The sequence below is a fragment of the Alloacidobacterium sp. genome, from assembly GCF_035631355.1.
Taxonomy (GTDB): Bacteria; Acidobacteriota; Terriglobia; order Terriglobales; family Acidobacteriaceae; genus Alloacidobacterium.
Map to the genome: position 1 here is coordinate 1 of NZ_DASQIX010000073.1, position 20449 is coordinate 20449.

Sequence of the window (20449 nt, forward strand, 5' to 3'; positions counted from 1 at the left end):
CATCTCGACCAAGTCGATCAGCTCCGGATCTTCCACCGCGTCGCACTTGTTCAGGAACACCACGATGTAGGGCACGCCCACCTGGCGGGCCAGCAGAACGTGCTCCTTGGTCTGCGGCATCGGGCCGTCGGTCGCCGCGACCACCAGAATTGCGCCGTCCATCTGCGCCGCGCCCGTGATCATGTTCTTGATGTAGTCGGCGTGGCCCGGGCAGTCGACGTGCGCGTAGTGACGGTTGCCCGTCTCGTACTCGACGTGCGCTGTCGCGATCGTGATGCCGCGCTCCCGCTCTTCCGGCGCATTATCAATCGTGTCAAACGAGCGGAACTTGTTGTTCGGGTTGTGCTTCGACAACACCTTCGTGATCGCCGCCGTCAACGTCGTCTTCCCGTGATCAATGTGTCCTATCGTCCCCACGTTCACGTGCGGCTTCGACCGGTCAAATTTCTCCTTCGCCATTGCGAGTCTCCTAATTTACTCGGAAGGGAATCCGCCAATGCGGCGCTCCCATTCCGTTAATCCTGCCAGCTTCACATCCAGCGTTTCATAGCTCTCGCAGTACTCCATTCGAAAGCCCTCAAACGCCGCCCGCGAGGTCCACGCATCCAGCGTGAAAAACCGCGTGGGATGCTTGACACTCCGCACCAATTCCACGCCCAGAAACTCCGGAGATCTCCGGAATAGCCGGGCCCAGGTCCCATCCGAGGCATACGCTTCAAGAAAGGCCGCCTCGCAGCCCTGGCGCACTTCAAACTCCCACATCACGACATACACGCTCGGGTCGGAAGCGTGCGCAAATGCAAATTCCTCAGTAATACGCGTACACCTTCAAATACTTTGCCCGCAGCTCGGGCGCAACATGCTCAACCAACGCGAGGTACATCTCGCGAATCTGCCCGCGGTCAGAATCGCCCAGCGCGCCATACAACGCCGGTGTCTTCGCGCCGAGAAACCCATGCGCCAGAATCGCCTCGAACTGCCGCGCGCGCAGCTTTGCCTTCACCACCTGATGAAGAAACTTTGCCGCATTCGCCGGAGCAAAGGCGTCGTGCAATGCCTTTTCCACCTCGGCAAAAGTCTTCTTGTCCTGAACTGGAAGAACCGCCTGCTCAAACATGAATTGCAACGAACTCCGCTTACTTAAATTCTGGAGCGGGAGACGGGAATCGGACCCGCGACCAACAGCTTGGAAGGCTGTGACTCTACCACTGAGTTACTCCCGCTCACACGCTACAGGGCCGACAGCACTTTTTCCACTGTCGGCCTTGGGCGCATTTCCCAATCCTGGAGCTGATGACCGGGATTGAACCGGTGACCTCTCCCTTACCAAGGGAGTGCTCTACCAACTGAGCTACATCAGCCAAAAACCTTACTGCGGACTCTCCTCATCGGACTGCCGGCCCGCGGTCAGGAGAATCCGAAGAGCAAACCCGCCAAGCAGCACGAAGACCAGCAAGCGAATCTTGCCGGAATCCATGGTGCTCCATGCCAAGGTCGCGAGCACTCCCAGAACGAGGAGCGCGACCGCTTTGCGCTGCCAGCCTCGATTCTGCATAGGTGAAACTCACTTCCCTTGCTACAACTCTGGGCCCTTCAAGCCCCTAAATCTTAACTGGTGCACAGGGGAGGATTCGAACCTCCGTAGCTCCTAGGAGCGGCAGATTTACAGTCTGCTGCCATTAACCACTCGGCCACCTGTGCAAACCTTATGGAGCGAGTTTTCCACTTCCCCCAGACACCAGCCATCCTTCCGGAGGCTAAAACCACTCCGGCTTCCTCGGGACGCTGTCAGGTGGAATGACTGCGGATGGCTCGCGCCAATCGAACTCACGCTTCTCTTGCGAGGCCTGGGATTTCTGGAGCTGGCGAAGGGACTTGAACCCCCGACCGTCTGATTACAAATCAGATGCTCTACCAGCTGAGCTACGCCAGCCCGGACAGCCTCATACTCCTTGTTTCAAAGACACTCCCGCGTCCTCTGAAAGAGGGGTACAGCTTCAAAGGTTATCACACGCTGAAGCGCTCTGCAATTACGGTTGCCGGTGCGGACTCAGGCAGATTTTCTCACTTGAGAGGCTTGGAATTCGGGGACTTACGTGTCGACAAAGGTGCAAGTGATGGCATGAGAGACTCCACTCCTCCGCATCTCCATACCGGCACAGATTCTCCCGGCAGGTGTACGGGATCTTGAGCAGTTTTTAGCGGACACCATGCATCCATTGCCTCTCTTGAATCAGTGGAAGCGGCCCAGGTGACTCGCTCATTGCAAAAGAAAATCTGATCTTGCGGGTTGTTGAGTGCTTGGTCCAGAGCACTCCGCCCGGCATTTGCCTCGTCCTGAGAATCAAAGGAGACAGCAACGTGTGAAATGCCGGACTTTAAATAAACAGCGACTCTCTTATATCCGGCTAGACGAACGCGCGTCACTTCTTCTGCAGAGAGGCTTCCTGCCAGCTGGAGCCAACATTGGTTGTGTACATGGTCGGCTTGGTTGATGCTGGGCGATATCAGGACAGCATAGTTTCCTAAGTCGAATTGGCTTGCTGAACTGCCCTGATTCGACTGCGAACCGGACGATGTAGCGGCTGCATTTGCGTCCCGCGTCTGGTTCTGTTGTGTGTTTTGCGTTTTGTGAGAACGATACAGGTATCCAAGGAATACAAGCGCTGCGGCCAGCAAAATGAGCAACCCGCTGATCACAGCCGCTTTTGTACGTCTAGTCGCGGGACTCGCAGTCGCTAGAGGGATAGGCTGAACCTCAGCCGCCAATTCGGAAGTCGGCGCAACATCTTCGCTGGAAGCTACTGTTTTCTCCTTCCGAAAAGTCAGGGGAGGCTTAACGGTAACCGATTGCTCGAGCAACATCGTAGTTCTCTCGAATTCCCGTTCGTAAAGTCGCTTTTGCTGAGTAAGTTCGCGATCAAGCGCAGCCAGCGCCGAATCACGCTCGCGTATCTTTGTTCGCAATTCTTCGAACTCGCGCTCGCGACCTGCTTTTTCCTCTTCCAGCCGCTGTTCCTTCGCGCTCTTTTCCTTTACCGCAGCCGTGACCTTGTTTACCAACTCGTTCCATTTGTCGACCTGCTCGGTGGACCAGCGCGAGGTCACGATCTCAAGGATGTCGGAAAAAGCCGACAGCGTAGCGAACGAAAAAAGGGAACCGGGAGCATAGATATATGGAATTTTCTGTGTTTTATAGGCAAGCAGGGCATCGATATCGACGGGAACACCATGCGTCGTATGAAACGGAATATTAAATTCCTTCGTCAGCTCATTGCGGAAAGAGACTTCGATGTTGTCGAGATAAGGTCTGTCTTTTCGGTCGATGACATCAACTCCCTTATTTATGACCATGGCCCGCAGAACCGATGGAGACTGCATCTCTGCTGCTGCGCGGTTGATGCGGCTGACAAGGTTTCTGTCCTGGTAGAAAGAAGTCACATCGGGTTCAGTGACCACGATGAAGCTATCGGCCAGAGCGCAGACGTCTGTGCTTTCAAATGCGAAGCCGCCGCGGGTGTCAACAAGAACATAGCTGTACTCTCCAGATGCGCGGAGAGCGTCAAACAGCATTTTTACTCCAGCGCGGAATGTGGCCTGATCGAGATCGGGCACAGCCAGCTGCGCGGTCAGTTCAGCTTCGTCGCCATAGAGTCCTTTGCCACTGATGATGGCATCATATGAGACGCCGTGGTCATCTTCCGCACGGCGATGGATCGTGTGCGGTTCAAAAGAAACATTAGAAGTCTTCTGGAAGTCGTGCAGGATCCCGACAAAAGTATTTATTGGGAAAAAAGATCTCACCACATAATCTTTTCCTTTGGGACCGAGCAGGAACAGAGAGAGACCATCCGTGGCCGGGTCACCGTCGATCATCAGCACCTTCTGACCGCCGCGCACCAGGGCATACCCAAAGCAGGAACACATCAGCGTCTTGCCGGTGCCACCCTTGCCACTGCAAAAGGCGATGATCTCGGTTTTTTGCTGCTTTTCGATGACAGTCTCCTAATAGCGTGGCTTCATCCCGGGCCTTTTGATCAGAGGGGGAATATAGGGCTCGAGAATGACTTTCATCTTCAAAATTCCCTGCCGGTTGTTCTGATATGTTCCTGCCTCTTTTGCTTCCTCCGGGCTTGGCGTATAGGAGTAGGCGAGCGCGCCGCTGGCGCCACCTCCGGCCAGACCTGCAAAATCGGTGGATTGCGTAGACATGGTTCTGCTACTTCTTGTACTCGGTTTTGGTGAGTTCCTTGAACTTGCCTCTCAAATCACGGTCGGCGGCAACTATGCGTTTGTAGAGCTCAATTGCGTTAGCGTAGGCTTTGGCGCTATCACCGAGATGCACGACTGAGACGTTCCAGACGCGGTCGAACTCACGGGCCGCGTCCAGAAATAACTCTCTCGACTCGCGATAGGCTTGTGCCTGTTCGGCCGAATTGTAGAAGGTCTCGAGATTGGCGAGAACAGCGAGCACCAGTGCAGCTATCGCCGCAAGAATAGGTATCGCATTTCCTTTCAAGTACCAGAAGACAAGATGATCTCTATTGGCAGCAAGAAGATTGATGATAGCGACGATGCCAGTCCCTATGATGATGATGTGTCGCCAGATACGATACCGGGCCGTGGATGCATCGTATCGTTCGACGCAGATATTCGCGGATTCATACAGATCATTAAGGTAGCCGGTGTAGCGGAGATTGACGTACTCGATCAGTTTGGCTCTTTGCTCCTCGTCCATCTCCTGCCAGCTATCGGCTTCCATGCCGGCAAGATCTGCGCCGGGATCGCCTAACCGCTGTGAGACGGCCCTTCGCCTGTCCACTGGGCCGAATAACGTCTTTCGTTTCATTGCTGGCTCGCTTGCTCTTGGACTCGAATAGCAGGCCCTTGTATCACTTTCGCGGGGGGAACGCGCCAACCAATAGTGGAACTGGTCAGCAGCATATATCAAGCTGTCAGTTCAGTTAACTTCAAAATGCCCAAATATCCGGAGCGGCATGTGTTCTCATGAATTTTCTTGCGCTTGGTTGGCGGGGATGATACCACTCAGGGCTGCGCTCCTCTTGTTCCCGTCAGGCCTACTGCAATGCTCCTCACCAGGAAGAGGTAACGCATGTGGCATCAGCGATGTTCATGGGCAAAAGGACTCTTCCTGGCGATTCTGGCACTCGCCGTCTCCTGCAAAACATCTGACGATGCGAAAGCCGTCGCCGACCAGATGACTGCGGCGGCGAAAGACCTCGGCGATTACTATGACGCCCTCGCCACGCTGGTTGACAACCACGCCAGACTGGAACATTTGCAGCAGGCCACTATTGGAGTACCTTTCGATCAACAAGACATGGCCCAGCTTCAGGATGTTCACGCGGCGCTCGAAAAGCGCGCCGACGCCGCACATGAGCTGGCCAATCTGGCCGAAGCTTTCACAGGGCTCACCGGCTCGACAGCGCCCGCTGATGTGTCAAATTCCGCCGCGAACCTGGGCATGGCGCTCTCAACTGTCCCACAGTTGCCGGGCGCGGCGAATGCCTCGGCCATACTGCAGAATGCCGGACAAATTCTAACGAAGTTCGCCCAGGAACGCGATGAGCGGAAAATGGCAAAAAGCATGGAGCCCACCATGTCGGCGCTTTCGCAAATGTTTTCCCAGGAAAAGCCTGCCTATGACTCCATTGACCGCACATACACTGAGCTGGCGCAAGGCATCGCCCTCGACCTGTTGAGCAAGAACCAGGTCGATCCCGGCAGTCTCATGGATCCCGCGCTCAAGCCCTTTGGCCTCGCTGCCCGCACACCATCCGAACAAGTACCGCAAGGCCTCGCCGACTATGCGAAGGAGCAGATCAGGACACGGGGCGAAGCCGACATCGCTGCACACGCGAAAGCTTCGGACGCAATGGACAGCGCGCTTAAGGAACTGTCAAAACGCACGCATGAATTGGCGACCGGCGGGCGCATGCCCGAACGCGGCTTTACTGTTGAGTTGACCGATGTCGAAGCGTGGGTGAAGCTCATACTCTCACATATGTAGGAGAACCGCCTTATGGGACCGTCGCTGCAAAGCCTCGAAGATCAGTACATGTTGCTCACTCAGAACTTGTCGATGATTCTGGCCGCATGCCCGACGCAGACTGAGCGTGACCAGGTGATGGCGCAATATGTGGCCTCGCGGCGCAACTACTGGAGCAGCCTCCAGAAGATATTCCACGATAATGATCCAACAGTCGCTTCGCTCGTCCAGGAAATGCATGACGAGCAGCAGAAGATCAAAGACTGCACAAAGCATCTGAACGACATCGCAAGAGTCATTGACATTATCACCGACGCGGTGAACGTTGGCGCCGCCCTTGCCGGCGAAGCTGTCTGAAGCTCCATCCCGCCGATACCCTGTGGAAGAATCAAGACATGGGCAGTAAGTTAGAAAACGGATTTGCGTGCAGCGTCTGTGGGGCATGGCACGAGGTACTGCCCTTGAGCTACAGCGTGAAGGCTCCTCAGGCCGTGACCGCGATTCCGTTGGACGAGTTGGATAAGCGCGTGGTCATCACTCCCGACCAGTGCGTGATTGACGGCAGGGATTTTTACCTGCGCGGACGAATTCTCGTGCCCATCATCGGTCTGGATGAGCCATTCATCTGGGGTGTATGGGCCGAGATCAGCCCAAAAAACTTTATCCGGACAAATGATCTCTGGAATGTGTCCGGGCGCGAGCACGAACCGCCATTTTCCGGCTGGCTCAACACGGAGCTCTTTCTCTTTGGTAACACTATTAATCTTGAAGTAAGTGTACAAACGCAGGCAGTCGGACGGCGGCCGCAGTTCACCGTCTCCGATCCGGACCATCCACTGGCCATCGAGCAGCGCAATGGCATTACTCTGAGGCGCGTCGAGGAGATCGCGGAAGCCATCCTGCATCGCCCTTCCTGACCATAAATACTGCCGGATGAGATGATGAGGACAGTCACCAAGGAGCGCTCTTGAGAATTCGCCGTCGCACGAGGATCACGATTGGCGTAGTCGTGATCATTCTCCTGCTATTGGCTGTTGCCGTTTACCTGCGCAAGAAGGCCCCGCCCGAGGCGGCCCGGCTGCTGCCCGAATCGGACGGCATCGTTTATCTCAATCTGCGGCCTATCCGGACATTTACACATTTTGATCAGCACCCGGTAGCGCACGACCCCGACTACCAGAACTTCATCGACGCCACCGGCATCCAGTTCGAGCGCGATCTTGATGAAGCGGCATTCGCGCTGCACCGCATGTCCAACCCTGCAGGGCCAAATGGTTCCGTCGCGTTCTCCGAGGTCTTCGTCGGCCATTTCGATGGACGCCGCCTGATCAGTTATCTCGAAGGCATCTCCACGTCTCAGGAAGTCTATGCCGGACACACAATCTACAGTGTCCCCAGCGATGGCCGCACAGTCCGCGTTACCCTGCTCGGCTATGACATGGTTGCGGTGAGCAATACCCCGACTGCCGAACAGATCCACTCCATGCTGGATCGCTACCGTTCAGCTGCGCTGCCATTTTCCGGCTCCAGTCTGCTGACAGACCACTATGAAGAAGTGCCGCTGCTCTCGCTTGCCTGGGGTATCGGGCAGATCGGCCTTCCCTTTGGCGATAGCGGAGATGTGAGCGTCCTGGGCTTTCGCCTGCCCATCCATTTTGATTCGACCTTCATCGCTTCGGTGCGCTGGACAGGGGCGCTGCGGCTGCGCGTCGAAGAGCTTGCGCCTACTGAAGAAGCGGCGACAGCATCCGCCGAATCTGTGGAACTGCTGTTAAATTTCGCCCGTAACGCGGAGAACGTCGCCCCGGGTATCACTGGCGCGGAACTGAAACCGCTGCTCGACAGTATTCAGATCGAGCATCACAGAGATCGCGCAGTGCTGCATGCAACACTGCCTCCCCAATTGCTGGAGCGTTTGCTCACTCCCCCGGAAAAGCTGCAGCAGCAATTGCCTTTGCCGCCCGGCGGTAGTAAATAACTTGCGTCTACCATGGATTCAAACGGCATCTTAGTGGTTAGACCACCCAGATCAGCCTGAAGTGCCGCTGGGTCCATAAACATTGCTGGAGGAACTGAAAGTATGAGGAGACAATCCCTGAACGTTGCTGTCGCCATGGCAACGTTCGCTGCTGTTGCTTTACTTGCTTCCCCGCTGCTCCCCGAAGGCCCGACATCAGGCCCGGTCATTACTGGCAAGGCGGCTTTTACCGATTACACACAGGAAAAGCCGGGCATCCGCCGTAAAATCACACTGGCCGACCTGCCGCAACCATACGCCACCAAAGGTGTGGACAATGGCGCGCAGATGATCAAGCGTCCCGATGGCGCATGGCCGCAGGCCCCCGCTGGGTTCAAGGTCACGCTTTATGAGGGTGGATTGGTACAACCCCGGTTGATTCGCACTGCGCCCAATGGTGATCTTTTCGTAGCCATGAGTTCCAGCAATGAGATTATGGTCTTCCGCGGAGTCGGCGCTGACGGCAAACCGAAGCAGGTAGAGAAATTCGCCGATGGACTGAGCCAGCCCTTCGGGATTGCCTTCTATCCCTCCGGGCAGAATCCCCAGTGGGTCTATGTCGGCAACACTGATTCCGTGGTGCGCTTCCCCTACAAGAATGGCGACATGAAAGCCCGTGGCCCCGCCCAGAAGCTTGCCGACCTTCCTGGGGGCGGGCGCCTGCGCGGCGGCGGCCACTGGACACGAGACATCGTCTTCTCGCAGGACGGCACGAAGATGTTTGTCTCTGTTGGCTCGCACTCGAATGTTGATGACCCTGATACGCATCCGGCAGAATTCCATCGCGCCGACGTGCTCGAATTCACACCTGAAGGAAAGTTCATCAAGGTCTATGCCTACGGCATCCGCAACTGCGTGGGCGAAGCCGTCAACCCGACGACCGGCCAGCTATGGTGCTCGACCAACGAGCGCGACATGCTGGGCGACGACCTTGTGCCCGACTACATTACCCATATCGAAGAAGGCGGCTTCTACGGCTGGCCCTGGTGGTACATGGGCGGACATCAGGACCCGCGGCTTGAGGGCAAGCATCCTGAACTAAAGGACAAGGTCATCACGCCGGACGTCCTGCTCCAGCCGCATTTTGCTTCTCTCGAAATGAATTTCTATGAAGGCTCTCAATTTCCCGCGGATTACAAGGGCGACGCCTTCGCTGCCGAGCACGGCTCCTGGAACAAGTCCAACCGCGTTGGCTACGAAGTGATTCGCGTGCCCATGCAGGACGGCAAAGCCACCGGCGAATACGATGATTTCCTGACCGGTTTCACCACAGCAGACGGCCATGTCTGGGGACGTCCTGTCGGAGTGGCAGTCGGCAACGACGGCTCGCTCTTCGTCACCGACGACGGCTCAGGCTCGATCTGGCACGTCACCTATACCGGCAAGTAAAACCTGATTTCAGCGGCGCTCTTCCCTTCCATTTCTGCATGCAGCAGAATGGTGGACGGGAGGAGCGCATATGCCTACTGCCGAAGATTTTCCTTACGAAACGCGGCTCAACATACTCCACGAGCCGCTTGAAGTCATCGACGAAAAAGCTCTCTCAAGCACTTGCACGTACAAGTGGTTCAATCAGACGCTCTGTCAGGTGAATGGTTCTGTCGTCCGCCTCGGCGTCATCGAGGGCGAATACCACTGGCATAAGCATGACAACGATGATGAGTTCTTTTATGTCGTCGAAGGCGAGTTATTAATTGATCTCAAACATCGTACGGTCAGCCTTCAGCCAAGGCTAGGCTTCGTGGTACCGAAGGGAATAGTTCACCGCACCCGCGCGCCCAAGCGAACTGTCATCCTGATGGTGGAAAACGTCGGGATTATTCCGACAGGAAATTAATCGCCGCTCTTGGGAACAGAAAAGCCGCCAAATTCGGCGGCTCTTTCATTTCACAGATGGTGCTCTAATTCGATCCGCCAACGGCAGATGCGCTGCTCACGCTGGCAAGCTGCTGCATGGTTTCGCGCAGGTACTTGTGCGGGTTCACCGGCGTATTGCGAATGCGGACTTCATAATGCAGATGCGGACCAGTGCTGCGGCCGCTCATGCCGACATATCCAATTATCTGACCGCGCGTCACCTGCTGGCCTTCGGTCACAGCAAAGCCAGAAAGATGTCCATAGCATGTCTTGACGCCGTATCCGTGATCGATGATGATTTCCCGCCCATAACCGGAAGCGCGGTCCGCCATTTCCACCGTACCGTCTGCGGTCGCGCGGACCGGCTCGCCGAATGTGGATGAAATATCAACTCCGGCGTGGAAGGCGCCCTCACCATTGAATGGGTCTTCGCGCTCGCCAAACGAACTCGTCACAGGGCCGACAACCGGCCACAACGATGGCGCATTCGCCAGGCTTAACACATCGTCCAGGCTGCCGAACGGATGCCGCACGCCAAGACCAAACGACTGGTAAACCTGGCCAGAAAGCGCGGTGCGGCGCAGCGCAGCCAACTGATCGCGCGACTGCGTGTAAGCCTGCTGGGTGAAATCATCAGAGTTGTCGGCAACCACTGGTGCGGAGGCTGTTACCGCTGCTTTCGCTGAAGTCAGCTTGTTCTGGCGCAAACCATAAAGAGCGCTGACCTCGTTCGCCAGAGATCCCAGCGATGCCGCCTGCACATCCTTTTCGTGGGCCACCTGCTCAAGCTGCGCATAATCCTTGCGAAGGACTTCGCGCTGCGAGCGGACCTCATTGAAGCTGGCCGTCTTCAGCAACATGCGCGAATAGGAACCCGCCATGCCTGTAATCGTGAACGCGCCTACAATAGCCGCCGCCACAAAGATGTAGGCGTAATGCAGAGGAACCGGAATCTTCCGGAGCCGCCCATCTTTTTCGCGCGCAACAAAAATAATGTAGAAGCGTTTACTCACAGTCTTCTCGTCCGGGGAAACTTGCCTTGCCGAAGACCACCCCGCTTTGCGGCAAACGTGTTAATTCCGTAAGCGTCGCGGAAGCAGGGTTTTCAGGTATTCTCAAAAGACCCTATCAGTTTGATAGATGCGGGTCAACCACTAGTTCGGCGAATCTTTCCTCCCTTCACCCCTTTAGTAATGGGTGACTCTCTCGTATGCGAGCTGCCCCAAGTTTGGTGCAACTCAATGCCAGATCGTGACAGCACGGTATGCTGGACAGCGTGTCCCAGAAGCGGAAACCCCCATCCATAGGCGAGAAGGCGCTGATTCGCGCGCTCCGCTCTCGCGCCAGAGGGAGCGGAGCTTCCGTGCGATTGGGCATCGGCGATGACTGCGCCATTTTGCATCCGCCTGCCCGCAGCGAAATTGTTGTCACCACGGACTTATCCCTGGAACAGGTCCATTTCCGGCGCGACTGGCACATGCCTGAATCCATAGGCCATCGGTGTCTGGCGCGAGGTCTAAGCGACCTCGCAGCCATGGGCGCGAAGCCCCTGGCAGCATTCCTTTCGCTCGCCGTTCCGGCCGAGCTCACTGTCGCTGGCAGGGGACCGAGCTGGCTGGATCGCTTCATTGGCGGCCTTCTCGCATTGGCTGACCGATACCATGTTCCACTCGCAGGAGGCGATACTGCCCAGTCACCTCTCTTTGACGAAGCCGGATCCCCGCAGACGGGGATGGTATCAGCGGACATTGTTCTCCTTGGCTCAACTCGCAGAGGCCGCGCTCTTCTCCGCTCCGGTGCGAAAACGGGTGACATCCTCTACCTCACTGGTGCTCTTGGAGGAGCTGAGGCCGAACTTCTGGCGCTGGGACGCAGCCCACAGTCCTTTCGCAGGCTCACAAAAGCTGCGCCGAAACATCCCCATCTTTACCCTGAGCCGCGTCTGGCGGTGGGATCAAAGCTCCTGGCTTTGCGCGCAGCAACTGCGGCAATCGACGTGAGCGATGGCCTATCGACCGATCTCGCACACTTGTGCGAGGAATCGGGATTGTCTGCTGAGATCGAGGCGGCTGCCATCCCCATCCACCCGTTGGCGCGAAAAGCAGAAAAAGATGGCTGGATTCCCTCGGCACTGCACCTGGCTCTACACGGCGGCGAGGACTACGAACTACTCTTTACTGCGTCTCCGCGAACGAAAATCCCGGCAAAAATCGCAAGCGTGCCGGTGCACGCTATCGGGCGCATGAAGGCTCATCGCAAAGATAAGCCGCTCATCGAAATGACCGGAGCAGACGGCAAGCAGACGCCGATTAATGCTGGCGGCTGGGAGCATTTTCGGTGAGATCGCACCCGCTCTGCAGAGATCAGTAGGCGGCAAATCTTGATACCCTCAAAATTGACATGGACACAAACAAGACGCGCGTTCGCTTCGCGCCTTCGCCAACCGGACTGCTGCATGTGGGCAACGCCCGCACGGCGCTTTACAACTGGCTGGTGGCCCGCCACGCAGGCGGGAAATACATCCTCCGCATTGAAGACACTGACGTAGAACGCAGCAAAGACGAGCATGAACAGCAGCTCATCACAGACCTGCGCTGGCTCGGCCTCGACTGGGACGAAGGCCCGGAGATCGGCGGCCCGTACGCGCCTTACCGGCAGTCCGAGCGGCTTGACATTTATCGTGAGCACACCGAGCGCCTGCTGAACGAGGGGAAGGCCTACCGCTGCTTCTGCACCTATGACGAACTGGAAGCCGAGCGTCTTCGCGCCGTAGCCGAACATCGCCCGCAGGTCTATTCCGGCAAATGCCGGACCGTTTCGCAAAAGGATTCCGATGCGCGCGCTGCGTCCGGAGATCCATTTGCTGTGCGCCTGCAAATTCCCGAAGGGCCGCTGCGTTTCCACGACATCGTGCGCGGCGATGTCGAATTCGCCAGCGACACGGTCAGCGACCCCATCCTCGTGCGGTCAAGCGGCATGCCCGTCTACAACTACGTTGTCGCGGTTGATGACGCGCTCATGGAGATCACGCACGTCATCCGCGGCGACGACCATATCTCGAACACGCCCAGGCAGGTCGCTATTTACGAAGCTTTTGGCTGGCCGGTGCCGCAGTTCGCCCACCTCTCGACCATTCTCGGCGGCGACCGGGAACGCCTGTCAAAACGTCATGGCGCCACGTCCATCGCCAGCTTCCGCGAGATGGGCATCCTGCCCGAAGCGCTGGTGAACTACCTCGCGCTGCTTGGCTGGGGCGCGAAAGATGGCGTCACCGAGACCTTTACGCCGAAGGAGTTGATCTCCGAGTTCGATCTTGAGCGCGTGACCGCCTCGCCGGCGATCTTTGATTTCGACAAGCTGCACTGGCTCAACCGGCATTACCTGAAAGCCGCTGATCCGGAGCGGGTTCTCAATCTCGCTTGGCCCTATTTTGAAAAGGCAGGGCTGTTGCCCGCGCTCGCCACTGCCGATGTAGAGATTGTGCAGTGGTTCAGCAAACTCGTCGCGCTCTTTCTGCCGTCAATCGATCGCCTGGAGCAATTGCCGGAGAAGGCGCACTTCGTCTTCACCCTTGACGCACGTGCAACACAGACAAACGCCGAGAATGCTGCAATTCTGCAATCAGAAACAGCGCATAAAGTCCTTACTGCGTTTGCCCAGCGCGTTCGCTCACATGACGGCGCCGTTACGCCCGAGCAGTTCAAAGCCTGGATGAACGAAATCAAGACCGAAACCGGAGCGAAAGGAAAAGACCTGTTTCACCCTGTGCGCATCGCGCTCACGGGAGCGCATTCTGGCCGGGAATTCGACAAGCTGATTCCGATCTTTGAAAAAGGCGCCCGCCTGTCGCTTCCTGTTCATGTACTGAGTATGCACGAGCGGATCGAGCAGTTTGCAATCGCATGAAACCGACGCTCGACCTCACGTTCACCCATAGCTGGACAGTCGAGGTGCTGGAGAAACGCCCGCTGATTGCGCCGGCCCGACAGTTCGTCTATCCGCAACAGACGGAAGAAGTCGAGCGCGGAGCATTGGAGCTTCTTGTCAAACCGGCGACAGGTAATGCGTTCCTCGCCACCTGCGCGCTTGGTTTCGCTGATTCAACCGCATCCACTGGAATCTGGAGTTGTCCAAATCCTGACTGGCTCTGCGCCGTGTCAGGCGGGTACGCGTATCTCATCAACACGCTCGATCCTCAACAATGGAGCATGGTTCCATATCGGCCTGTCCTGAGCGTACGAGTGCTGGCTGAACAGCAATTGCTGCTGTTCATCGGACACCACTCCATCCTTGCCTTGGGACGTGACGGGCAGGCATGGGAATCGGCGCGGCTCTCCTGGGAAGGCATCGAAATCACCGACGTTGTCGGCGACACGCTCTGCGGCCTCGGCTGGGACCTGATGACCGACAACGACGTGCCCTTCGCCATCGACCTCAAGACCGGCGAGCATACAGGCGGTGCGGAGAAGTTTCCGCCCCGGCCAGAGTGACGCAGCTCAGGCAGTCTTCTTCTTACGGATGGCCGATTTCAACGTCTGGTCGATGCGCGTCTGCCAGCCGGGGCCTTTGGCCTTGAAGTATTCCAGCACATCCGGCGAGAGGCGCAGCGAAACCAACTGCTTGGTCGGCGCTTTCTGCGGGCCGCGCTGCCCGGGGCCGCGAGTGATGACGGCTTCGGACAGCCATTTCTCCGTTGCCTCTTCATCGTTGGGATCGTAAGGCCCATCTTCCGGATCGTAAGGGATCGGCGCATCGGAATCATACATCCGCTTTACCCGTTCCCAATCAGTTTGACTTTTCTGCGCGTGCTTTCTCATAGGCCCTCCTTTCCAGGCGCGATGCAAAGCGGAATGAAATTACTCGAATGTCAAATCCTCGTTCCGTATAGACGAGTGTAAGTGTCCGGCCTGAAAGCTGGACCATCGCGATATCCAGCTTGCGGCCTTCCGCATTGCGATGCGATGAAAATGTCACCTTCTCCGGATTCTCGTAGACCAGATGAGCATCCGCGAAGTCCAGGCCATGCTTCGCCAAGTTTGCATGGCGCTTCGCCTCATCCCAAACGATCACGATTTAATCGTAGCTACAATTAAGCCAGCGCGCAATGATCATTTTGCATCGCCAGAAACGGAGTAGAAACTCAAGGCCGCATCGCCCTGTTCAAGCAAACGATAGCGATGCAAACTGCCATAGCTTTCTTCTAATTTTTGCTTTCGGCGATGTTCGGCGACGATAATCGCTTCCGGCATAAGCAAGTCTGAACACTCTCCCCCAAGCATGTTTAGTACTTGCTCGTACTCCATCACTGCGTCGTACGGCGGATCAAGGAAGACGATGTGAAAGGCTCCTGGGAAACCTTTGTATCGCCAGTTCATTTTATTTTTTAGGAAAACTGCAGACTTTCTGAGTTCTACCGCCGCATGCCGCTGTCCGATGTGCAGGTTCGAGAGATTCTCATTTAACACTATCAATGTAGGTTGAGAATTTTCGACGAAAAAGGCCTGCTCTGCGCCTCGACTGATTGCTTCAATGCCAACAGCGCCCGATCCGGCATAAAGATCCAGAAACACAGCGCCTTCGATATGCGGGGCAAGCACATTAAAGAGCGTTTCGCGCAAACGGTCGTTCGTGGGCCGCGTATCGAGCCCGCGCGGAGCAACCAGCGTGCGTGAACGGAATTTTCCCCCGATGACGCGCATCCTTTCGATGCTAGCGCATGACGGCCTTCAAATTTTGCAGCGCAGCCATTCACAGCGCCGCCAGCATACAATGAGCAAAGCAGGTTTTTAAGGAACGAGGACGAACGGCAAATGCGCGGCTGGTCATTTCCCCTGGGCCGATGGATGGGCGTGGACCTTCGCATCCACACATTTTTTCTGCTGCTGCTCGGCCTGTGCCTGCTCGCCGCCAATCTCGTTAACGTCTCGTCATGGCGTGCCATCATGCTGTGGTTCCTCTTGCTGCTGGCCGTCTTCGTCCGCGAATTAGCGCGCGTCATCGTGGCCGCATATCACGGCGTGCAGTTGCGCAGCATTCTGCTGCTGCCCATCTGCGGCTTGTTCTCCTACGCCAGCCCTGACAGCGCCGAGCGCGCTAGCGAGGGTCGCGTCCAGGCATCGATGGCCGCCGTTGGCCCGCTGGCTAACTTCGGCTTCGCCATCGCTGTCGGCACGCTGATTGCCGGGGCCGCGCCGCAGGTGTCTATCTTTGCCCGACCGTGGGTCACTCCAACGCATCTGATGCGCTCTACTGTCTGGCTGAATGTCATTCTCGGCGTTTTGAATTTCATCCCTGCGTATCCGTTGGACGCGGGACGCCTTCTACGCGGCAGCTTTACACGCAGCCGCGGCGCGGCGCAGGCCACACGTGCGGCTTCCGGACTCGGCCAGGTTCTCGGCCTCATCGGCGTTCTCGGCGGCATTGCGCTGCTCTTCATTCCCAATTCCAACTTGAGCACTACCCTGAGTCCGTGGCTCATCATGGGCGGCTTCTTTATCTTCATCGGGGCGCAGCTTGAAGACCAGGGCCTGATGTTTCAGTCCGTCGTCGATACCGTCACCATGAGCGATGTGATGCTGACCGACTTCTCGACCCTCGCGCCGTCGGACACGCTCGAAGACGCGCTCTACAAAGCCATCCACAGCCTGCAGGACGAGTTCCCTGTCGTACGCGGAGCCAGTCTCGTCGGCATCGTCTCACGCCAGGGGATACTCGAAGCTCTGCGCCACGAAGGCAATGGCTATGTGCAGGGCGTCATGTCGCGGACGTTTCAGGTAGCGCGGCCCAATGACTCGCTCGGCTCCATGATCCGCCGCATGGCCGGCGGCCGCATGTCACTCATCCCCGTAACGGACGGCGACCGCGTCATCGGCATCGTTACGTTACAGAATCTGATGCACAGCATGGGCATGCTGGCCGAGCATCGCCGCCTGAAGCGCGCAAGTGAATGATGCTTGTCATTAAATTTGTCATCCCGACCGGAGCATAGCGTAGTGGAGGGACCTGCGGTTCCAACAATCCTCGCACAGGAAAACGAAGACCACCCCAACCAGCCTCTCGCGCCCGGTCTCTATCTCGTTGGCACACCCATCGGCAACCTTGGAGATATCACTCTGCGCGCAATTCGTGTGCTGCGCTCGGCAGATCGCATCGCGTGCGAAGACACGCGCCAGACGCAGAAGCTGCTGAACCATTTCGGCATCTCGACACCAACAGTCAGTTGCCATGAGCACAACGAAGCGGGGCGCATCCCGGAATTCCTGGCTGCGATGCAGAAAGGCGCGCGCATAGCCGTCGTCTCAGACGCGGGTATGCCAGGAATTTCCGACCCGGGGATGCGCCTCGCTGCCGCAGCCATCCAAGCCGGTATCGACATACATCCCATCCCCGGCGCGAATGCCGCATTGAGCGCGCTGGTCGCCTCTGGTCTCAACACTGAGCGGTTCGCATACATCGGCTTTCTACCGGCAAAAGCTGGGGCGCGCCGCGCAGAACTGGAACAGCTGGTCTCAATCACAGAAGCCGGCACAACGCTTGTGTTCTATGAAGCCCCGCATCGCATTCTGGAAACGCTAGCCGACGTACAGACCGTCTGGGGCCGGGAGTGCCGCATCGTCGTCGCCCGCGAGCTGACCAAGCTGCACGAAGAGTTCCTGCGCGGCAGCGTTGTCGAAGTCATGTCAGAACTGAACCAGCGCGACCGCATCCGCGGCGAGATTACGTTGTTGGTTGAAGCCCGCTCTCCATCTGAGGACAAAGCATCATCGGGCAGCATCACGGAACGCATCGCAGAATTGCAGCAAACAGAAAGTCTCGACGAAAAGGATGCCTTGAAGCACATCGCCCGCGAGCGCGGGCTTTCAAAAAGCGATGTCTACCGTGAATTGCAGCGCGAACGGGCGAAAATGCGCTAAAACGGCCTTGCCCCGGAAACAATCCCTTCCTGCCCTGATCGTAGCGCCCAGTGCTCATCCCGTTTTTCGAGATACACCCATTCGCCGTGGCCGCAAAGGTTTCCGCACCAGTTGAGCATGTAGACCAGCGCAGCCGTGCGATGCGAGCTGAAATAGACCTCGCTGAAGTAGGTAATTCCGCCGCAGCTCGAATATCTCTTGCCGCCCGCGCCAGCCGTTGCCGAGGTGCGCGACGCGCGAAAGGCCGAAGCTTCTTCCGGTGTAACCATCACGTACTGAGAGCTCGAGCTATGCGTCAGCGCCTCGCGCTGATATTTGCGCGCGTTAAAGTCGGCCAGGGCCTCCTGAAACGGCCTGGGATCGTTGCCCGGAGGCTTGAGCTGCGTATCCGGAGCCACCGCGGGGTTCATGTCGTCAATGTTGATCGTCGTGTCCGCGATGGCCCAGCACTGGTTCTGCCCGCGCCCCAGGCTCTTAAAGACGTCGCTCCGTTGCATCAGCGCTGAATAAACGGCGGAGATGTCGCGCTGTTCAGCAGACGTGTGGACTGGATCGGCATTAGAACCCGCAAGCGCAGACCCGGTGAGTAGCCCTGCCAGCAGCATCGACAGTCCCCACCGCATGTTCATCCCTCTGAATGCCTCTAGTGCACTCCGGCCCTGTCCCACGGAGCGGGCGAGCGCGGAATCGGGTCCTTGTCCCGTCCCTTTAGGCGGTCGTAAAAATAATCATCGCTCGTAGTGCCGATGGACTGGTTATAGAGGCTTGGCGAGCCGGCAATTTCCTTCAGCTCCTCGCTGAAGCGATGGATGGCCTTCAGGGCATCGGCAGTCGCGGCAATCTCCAACTTATTCGTTTTCAGCGACTTCTGAAACCCGCGGTCAAGCAGATGAGCAATCTCGCCGCCCAGCACAAACCCCGGGCCATCAACGAAGGCAACTCCACCCCCATCACTCGCTTTCGCAATCACCGCCGCGCAGCCGTGCTTCTGCACGCGGTATTGCCCTGCGACCCCGGAGACCGATTGCACATCAAATTGAGAACCGCGAAGGTTTGCGAGGATTTCGTCGAAGGTAAGCTGCTTTGTTTTTCTAGGCATAGCGGTAAAGGCACGGCAAAGGCTACACTTGGAGTTAAGCTGCCGTGTGCTTTCACTCTCGCACATTTTTGCGGCTGGCCGCAACGCATTCGCTTATGGCAACGCACTCGATCCTGACCCCGTCGCTGGGCTCGACGCTTCTGGAACGCATCGGCAATACGCCCCTGGTGCGCCTGGAGCGGTTGACTGCTCATCTGCCGGGAATCCAGCTTCTGGGCAAGGCCGAGTGGGCCAACCCCGGCGGATCGGTCAAGGACCGCGCCGCCTCGGCCATCATAGCCGCAGCCATGAAACAGGGAAAAATAGGCAACGGTCAGCACCTGCTCGACGCCACCAGCGGCAATACCGGCATCGCCTATGCCATGCTGGGCGCGGCGATGGGATTCCCCGTCACACTCTGCGTTCCTGCCAACGTTTCGCCCGAACGTAAGCGAATCCTGAGCGCCTATGGCGCAAACGTCGTCTGGACAGACCCGAACGACGGCTCCGATGGCGCCATCCGCAAAGCCCGCGAATTGGCTGTGGACACGAAAAAGTATTACTACGCTGACCAGTACGGCAATGACGCCAACTGGCAGGCACACTATCGCACCACGGCCAACGAAATCTGGCAGCAGACTTCCGGGCAATTAACGCACTTCGTCGCCGGACTCGGCACCAGCGGCACTTTCGTCGGAACCACGCGCCGCCTGAAGGAGCTAAACACCCGCATCCAGTGCATTTCCATGCAGCCCGACTCGCCTTTCAACGGCCTCGAAGGCCTGAAACACATGGCGACGGCCATAGTGCCGACAATCTATGATCCCTCACTCGCCGACCGCGATGTGGAGATTGAGACAGAAACCGCGTATCGTATAAGTAAGCGCCTCGCCCGGACTGAAGGGCTGCTGGTCGGCGTCTCATCCGGAGCGGCGGTCGCGGCGTCTCTGCGCATCGCGGAAGAGGAAGCTGCGGCAGGGCGCGAAGCCGTAATCGTAACCATTCTGCCCGATTCGGCAGATAAGTATTTGAGTGAACGCTTCTGGGAGGAAGAGCAAGACAATGCTTAAACTCAGCGAGTCTATCTACAACGCATTGCGGACACATGGGGAAGAGACCTATCCGCACGAGTGTTGTGGTGTGCTGCTGGGCCGCTCCTCTCATGGCGTGAATGAAGTGGAAGTAGCCGTGCGCGCCGGAAATACACGCACTGACTCGGCCCACAACCGCTACAGCATCGCGCCGCAGGAACTCGTGCGCATTCAGCGCCAGGGGCGCGAGCGCGGACTCGACATTGTCGGCTTCTATCACTCCCATCCGGACCATCCGGCGCAGTGGTCGAAGACTGATTTCGCTGAAGCGCACTGGCTCGGCTGCTCGTATGTCATTACGTCAGTCGGCGGCGGCGTCGCGCAGCAGACAAACTCCTTCCTGCTCTCGGGAACGAGCGAAGACGACAAATCCTTTGAGGACGAAACGATTCAGGTGGAGGAACTGGTAGCCGGGCGATGTTGATCGCCGGCTAGCCGACTTCCAGCGCGGCGGACGCAGAGCCGTCCGCGCATGAACCTATC

26 protein-coding genes and 4 tRNA genes are annotated in these 20449 nt (G+C 57.5%); 13 read left to right on the top strand and 17 right to left on the bottom strand.

What is annotated here, in order from left to right:
- The 11 genes from VEV40_RS13545 to VEV40_RS13595 form a co-directional block, all read right to left on the bottom strand.
- Positions 1 to 459 (bottom strand): GTP-binding protein (locus VEV40_RS13545; protein WP_324830523.1); only part of this gene is annotated, 459 nt, incomplete at its 3' end.
- A gap of 15 nt (positions 460 to 474) precedes the next feature.
- Positions 475 to 762: an antibiotic biosynthesis monooxygenase family protein gene (locus VEV40_RS13550; RefSeq protein WP_324833039.1), complete on the bottom strand. Its 288-nt coding sequence runs from the start codon at positions 760 to 762 to the stop codon at positions 475 to 477.
- A 46-nt stretch (positions 763 to 808) separates the two neighbouring features.
- Positions 809 to 1117, bottom strand: coding sequence for a hypothetical protein (locus tag VEV40_RS13555; protein WP_324833041.1), 309 nt, complete (start codon positions 1115 to 1117; stop codon positions 809 to 811).
- Between the two features lie 31 nt (positions 1118 to 1148).
- Positions 1149 to 1223, bottom strand: a tRNA-Gly gene (locus tag VEV40_RS13560).
- 62 nt (positions 1224 to 1285) lie between these two features.
- A tRNA-Thr gene (locus tag VEV40_RS13565) sits at positions 1286 to 1361 on the bottom strand.
- 8 nt (positions 1362 to 1369) lie between these two features.
- Positions 1370 to 1555, bottom strand: a complete 186-nt coding sequence (locus VEV40_RS13570; protein WP_324833042.1) for a hypothetical protein — start codon at positions 1553 to 1555, stop codon at positions 1370 to 1372.
- 58 nt (positions 1556 to 1613) lie between these two features.
- Positions 1614 to 1701, bottom strand: a tRNA-Tyr gene (locus VEV40_RS13575).
- A gap of 156 nt (positions 1702 to 1857) precedes the next feature.
- A tRNA-Thr gene (locus VEV40_RS13580) sits at positions 1858 to 1933 on the bottom strand.
- 131 nt (positions 1934 to 2064) lie between these two features.
- Positions 2065 to 3996, bottom strand: a complete 1932-nt coding sequence (locus VEV40_RS13585) for a ParA family protein (protein ID WP_324833080.1) — start codon at positions 3994 to 3996, stop codon at positions 2065 to 2067.
- A 9-nt stretch (positions 3997 to 4005) separates the two neighbouring features.
- Entirely contained in the window at positions 4006 to 4212 is a 207-nt protein-coding gene (locus VEV40_RS13590) for a hypothetical protein (protein ID WP_324833044.1), read from the bottom strand.
- Between the two features lie 7 nt (positions 4213 to 4219).
- Positions 4220 to 4849 carry a DUF4231 domain-containing protein gene (locus tag VEV40_RS13595; protein WP_324833046.1) on the bottom strand — a complete coding sequence of 210 codons (630 nt, stop codon included), beginning with the start codon at positions 4847 to 4849 and terminating at the stop codon, positions 4220 to 4222.
- Positions 4850 to 5113: 264 nt separating this feature from the next.
- On the opposite strand from VEV40_RS13595, the gene VEV40_RS13600 reads away from it, so the two are divergent.
- The 6 genes from VEV40_RS13600 to VEV40_RS13625 all read left to right on the top strand — a co-directional run bounded on the left by VEV40_RS13600 (position 5114) and on the right by VEV40_RS13625 (position 9864).
- The gene (locus VEV40_RS13600) at positions 5114 to 6031 is read left to right on the top strand and encodes a hypothetical protein (protein WP_324833047.1); all 918 of its coding nucleotides are present in this window, start codon (positions 5114 to 5116) and stop codon (positions 6029 to 6031) included.
- A 12-nt stretch (positions 6032 to 6043) separates the two neighbouring features.
- Positions 6044 to 6367 carry a hypothetical protein gene (locus tag VEV40_RS13605; protein ID WP_324833049.1) on the top strand — a complete coding sequence of 108 codons (324 nt, stop codon included), beginning with the start codon at positions 6044 to 6046 and terminating at the stop codon, positions 6365 to 6367.
- 38 nt (positions 6368 to 6405) lie between these two features.
- Entirely contained in the window at positions 6406 to 6927 is a 522-nt protein-coding gene (locus VEV40_RS13610) for a DUF2199 domain-containing protein (protein ID WP_324833051.1), read from the top strand.
- Positions 6928 to 6977: 50 nt separating this feature from the next.
- Complete coding sequence (locus VEV40_RS13615) at positions 6978 to 7988, top strand: hypothetical protein (RefSeq protein ID WP_324833052.1); 1011 nt, start codon at positions 6978 to 6980, stop codon at positions 7986 to 7988.
- A gap of 102 nt (positions 7989 to 8090) precedes the next feature.
- Complete coding sequence (locus VEV40_RS13620) at positions 8091 to 9416, top strand: sorbosone dehydrogenase family protein (protein WP_324833053.1); 1326 nt, start codon at positions 8091 to 8093, stop codon at positions 9414 to 9416.
- A gap of 70 nt (positions 9417 to 9486) precedes the next feature.
- A complete protein-coding gene (locus tag VEV40_RS13625) occupies positions 9487 to 9864 on the top strand; it encodes a cupin domain-containing protein (RefSeq protein WP_324833055.1) in 378 nt (125 codons plus the stop codon).
- A 64-nt stretch (positions 9865 to 9928) separates the two neighbouring features.
- Here VEV40_RS13625 and VEV40_RS13630 read toward each other — a convergent pair whose 3' ends face one another.
- On the bottom strand, positions 9929 to 10897 hold the full coding sequence (locus VEV40_RS13630; protein WP_324833057.1) for a M23 family metallopeptidase: 969 nt from the start codon (positions 10895 to 10897) through the stop codon (positions 9929 to 9931).
- A 251-nt stretch (positions 10898 to 11148) separates the two neighbouring features.
- On the opposite strand from VEV40_RS13630, the gene thiL reads away from it, so the two are divergent.
- From thiL to VEV40_RS13645, 3 genes are read left to right on the top strand one after another with little or no spacing between them, the layout of a single operon-like run.
- Positions 11149 to 12225: a thiamine-phosphate kinase gene (thiL, locus tag VEV40_RS13635; protein WP_324833059.1), complete on the top strand. Its 1077-nt coding sequence runs from the start codon at positions 11149 to 11151 to the stop codon at positions 12223 to 12225.
- 59 nt (positions 12226 to 12284) lie between these two features.
- A complete protein-coding gene (gene gltX / locus VEV40_RS13640; protein ID WP_324833060.1) occupies positions 12285 to 13790 on the top strand; it encodes a glutamate--tRNA ligase in 1506 nt (501 codons plus the stop codon).
- A complete protein-coding gene (locus VEV40_RS13645; RefSeq protein WP_324833062.1) occupies positions 13787 to 14374 on the top strand; it encodes a hypothetical protein in 588 nt (195 codons plus the stop codon). The genes gltX and VEV40_RS13645 overlap by 4 nt, the downstream gene beginning before the upstream one ends.
- A gap of 6 nt (positions 14375 to 14380) precedes the next feature.
- On the opposite strand, the gene VEV40_RS13650 is transcribed toward VEV40_RS13645, so the two are convergent.
- The 3 genes from VEV40_RS13650 to rsmD are packed head-to-tail and all read right to left on the bottom strand — an operon-like array spanning position 14381 to position 15583.
- A complete protein-coding gene (locus VEV40_RS13650; protein WP_324833065.1) occupies positions 14381 to 14701 on the bottom strand; it encodes a BrnA antitoxin family protein in 321 nt (106 codons plus the stop codon).
- Complete coding sequence (locus VEV40_RS13655; RefSeq protein ID WP_324833067.1) at positions 14670 to 14954, bottom strand: BrnT family toxin; 285 nt, start codon at positions 14952 to 14954, stop codon at positions 14670 to 14672. Before VEV40_RS13655 ends, VEV40_RS13650 begins: the two co-directional genes overlap by 32 nt.
- A 38-nt stretch (positions 14955 to 14992) precedes the next feature.
- Complete coding sequence (rsmD, locus tag VEV40_RS13660) at positions 14993 to 15583, bottom strand: 16S rRNA (guanine(966)-N(2))-methyltransferase RsmD (RefSeq protein WP_414637848.1); 591 nt, start codon at positions 15581 to 15583, stop codon at positions 14993 to 14995.
- Between the two features lie 111 nt (positions 15584 to 15694).
- Between rsmD and VEV40_RS13665 the strand changes: the two genes are divergently transcribed.
- Entirely contained in the window at positions 15695 to 16834 is a 1140-nt protein-coding gene (locus VEV40_RS13665) for a CBS domain-containing protein (RefSeq protein WP_324833069.1), read from the top strand.
- Between the two features lie 42 nt (positions 16835 to 16876).
- Positions 16877 to 17797, top strand: a complete 921-nt coding sequence (gene rsmI, locus VEV40_RS13670; protein WP_324833071.1) for a 16S rRNA (cytidine(1402)-2'-O)-methyltransferase — start codon at positions 16877 to 16879, stop codon at positions 17795 to 17797.
- Here rsmI and VEV40_RS13675 read toward each other — a convergent pair.
- Complete coding sequence (locus VEV40_RS13675) at positions 17794 to 18420, bottom strand: hypothetical protein (RefSeq protein ID WP_324833073.1); 627 nt, start codon at positions 18418 to 18420, stop codon at positions 17794 to 17796. The two genes, rsmI and VEV40_RS13675, sit on opposite strands and share 4 nt — an antisense overlap.
- Positions 18421 to 18440: 20 nt before the next feature.
- The gene (locus VEV40_RS13680) at positions 18441 to 18896 is read right to left on the bottom strand and encodes a hypothetical protein (RefSeq protein ID WP_324833075.1); all 456 of its coding nucleotides are present in this window, start codon (positions 18894 to 18896) and stop codon (positions 18441 to 18443) included.
- A 95-nt stretch (positions 18897 to 18991) separates the two neighbouring features.
- Here VEV40_RS13680 and VEV40_RS13685 point away from each other — a divergent pair, with 95 nt between their 5' ends.
- Entirely contained in the window at positions 18992 to 19945 is a 954-nt protein-coding gene (locus tag VEV40_RS13685) for a cysteine synthase family protein (RefSeq protein WP_324833076.1), read from the top strand.
- Positions 19938 to 20390: a M67 family metallopeptidase gene (locus VEV40_RS13690; RefSeq protein WP_324833078.1), complete on the top strand. Its 453-nt coding sequence runs from the start codon at positions 19938 to 19940 to the stop codon at positions 20388 to 20390. Before VEV40_RS13685 ends, VEV40_RS13690 begins: the two co-directional genes overlap by 8 nt.
- Positions 20391 to 20449 lie beyond the last annotated feature (59 nt).